The sequence below is a fragment of the Geomonas sp. genome, from assembly GCF_056994735.1.
The window spans coordinates 1-2,140 of record NZ_JBXKJL010000494.1 but is presented as its reverse complement, the minus strand read 5'-3'; the positions used below and the strand labels follow the sequence as shown (position 1 = coordinate 2,140).

Genomic DNA, 2,140 nt, shown 5'->3' with positions numbered 1-2,140 from the left:
GGCGCGGTGTTGAAGAAGCTGCGGTCGCCGGGGCTGGAGAAGGCGCTGGTGTTCCTGGACGAGCGGCTGATGGGAGCGACGTCGAACGCGGTGGAGCGGGGGAACCGGCGGTATCGCAAGATGCAGAAGACGGTGTATCGGGTGCGGACGCAGCGGGCGATCGAGGGCCGCCTGGCGCTGGACCTGCAGCGCGAGCGGCAGGCTAAGGGCCGGGCCCGGACGACCAAGGTCCTGCACAAGGCGAGAGCGGCGTGATCCGATCACCCGGTTTCCTTGCTACAGTGTCAGAATTTGACCTTCTTTGCGCAGCGGTCAGTAGAAGAGATTCATATCGCCCCCCGGTTTCAGGGACGCGGTATTGGACAGATGCTCATTCGAAAAGTTTTGGCGGAAGCCGACGAATGTCGAATACCGACGGAACTTAAGGTTCTTAAGAAGAACCCTGCTCAGAAGTTGTACATGCGGCTCGGATTTGTGACAGTACGAGACGCTGATGAGCGACTCTACATGGTAAGAGGCGTACAACAAGTCGAGGTTGCCGACGCGAGTACGCACCGCAACTCGTAACGTTGTGCTGAATCTCTTCTTTTAGGGGTTTGAAAGAAGTTAACTCGCCCGTCTCTTTTTCGGTCTCCCCGAGATGGACACGAACCACTTCTCCAGTGAGGGGAGCCGAGTGACCTCCGACTCCAACGCCTCCATCTCCTCCCGGCTCAGCCTCACCCCCTTGCTGTACTCCGTCTCGACCAGCACGACCTCGGGATGCCCGCCCTTCCAGGTCATCGTCTCGGCGTAGCCCAGCACCGCCTCGACCGAATCCAGCAACGCCCCGTTCCAGTGCAACTCCAGGATGCCCCAGCACCGCTCGATCGGGTTGTACTTGCTGTGGTACGGCGGGTAGTACGCCAACTCGATGTCGAGCTGATACTCACAGGCGAACCCGACCATCCGCTTGAGGAACTGCGTCCGGCGGCTGTGGTTCTCCGGCCCGTTGTCCAGGTTCAGCACCAGCTTCGTGACCTCGGGGAACCGCACCCGGTTGAACTCCCACCAATCCTTCAGCCGGTCCACGATGAAGTCGCTGGTGACCGGTGAGCCGGTCATGTAGAGCATCAGCTCGTCGTACTCAGGCAGGAGGATGCCGTAGGGTGTCAGCGTCGTCTCGGGCTTGAAGTCGTGGTCCGCCGCCTCGGTCTTGGTCCGGCTCCTGCCCCGGCGGGAGAACGGGCCAATGTGGACTGTCGCCTTGGCGTCGAGCGAGAGTCGGAGCGTCTCCGGGGATTCGTCGGCCTGGCGATTGATCTGGCTCAACTGCTCGAAGATAGCGTCGGTCTGTGGGACTTTTTTTGGGGGCGGCACTTGGCCACCTTGGTGAGTCGGTAGCCCAGCATGTTGAGCTTCGTGTTGATCGTTTGCGGGGTGGGCAGCTCGGCGTCGGTGTAGCCCTTCCTGGTGATCAGCCGGCTCCGGACCTCGGCGGCGCTGATGCGGATGAAGAGCCGCTGGGTCTGGAACTTGGGGTCGGCCTGGCACTGGCCATCGACGATGTCCCGGATGTCATCGAGCAGCCGGGGCAGGTGTTCCTCGGCGGGCTTGCGGCGGCGGGCCGAGAAGGCATCGACGCAGGTCATGCCGGATTCGAGCTCGTGCGTCCCCTTGCGGATGGTGTCCCGGCACCATCCCAGGTGCTCCTCGGCCCAGCGTTGCCCACCCCGTCCCATCGCCTGAACCGTCTTGGCCATGAAGAGCCGCCGCTGGCTTCCTTTGAGGGTTTGGGCGGCGCCGATGAGGACGGGGATCATTTCGGGTTCGGGTCGCATCTCCGTAAGCTCCTGAGCCTCTTGGTGTAGAGGCTCCAGGATACGGGCGACTTTTCTTCTTTCAAGCCCCCGTGGTTTGTCCAATCACGGTCTGATCCGGCGGCATCGTTGTTGGCGATGGTGCAGCTGCTGACCGTTATGTCGGCTCCGGTAGGTGTGTTACCGGAGACGCCGCCGCTGTGGTTGGAGGCGATGGTGGAGTTGCTAAGGGGTTTGAAAGAAGAAAAGTCGCCCGTATCCTGGAGCCTCTACACCAAGAGGCTCAGGAGCTTACGGAGATGCGACCCGAACCCGAAATGATCCCCGTCCTCATCGGCGCC

The 2,140-nt window shown here is 61.9% G+C and carries 3 protein-coding genes; 2 read left to right on the top strand and 1 reads right to left on the bottom strand.

Going from position 1 to position 2,140, the window contains the following annotated elements:
* Positions 1 to 255: hypothetical protein (locus AC11W3_RS20890; RefSeq protein ID WP_484093704.1), on the top strand; the 255-nt coding region annotated here is incomplete at its 5' end.
* Positions 256 to 273: 18 nt separating this feature from the next.
* Positions 274 to 567 carry a GNAT family N-acetyltransferase gene (locus AC11W3_RS20885; protein WP_484093703.1) on the top strand — a complete coding sequence of 98 codons (294 nt, stop codon included), beginning with the start codon at positions 274 to 276 and terminating at the stop codon, positions 565 to 567.
* A 39-nt stretch (positions 568 to 606) separates the two neighbouring features.
* Here the strand turns inward: AC11W3_RS20885 and AC11W3_RS20880 are convergent.
* Positions 607 to 1,820, bottom strand: a protein-coding gene (locus AC11W3_RS20880) for an ISAzo13 family transposase (protein ID WP_484093702.1) whose coding sequence is annotated in 2 segments (ribosomal slippage) — positions 607 to 1,340 and positions 1,340 to 1,820 — 1,215 coding nt in all. Because the reading frame shifts where the segments join, the coding sequence is not laid out codon by codon here.
* Between the last annotated feature and the right edge of the window lie 320 nt (positions 1,821 to 2,140).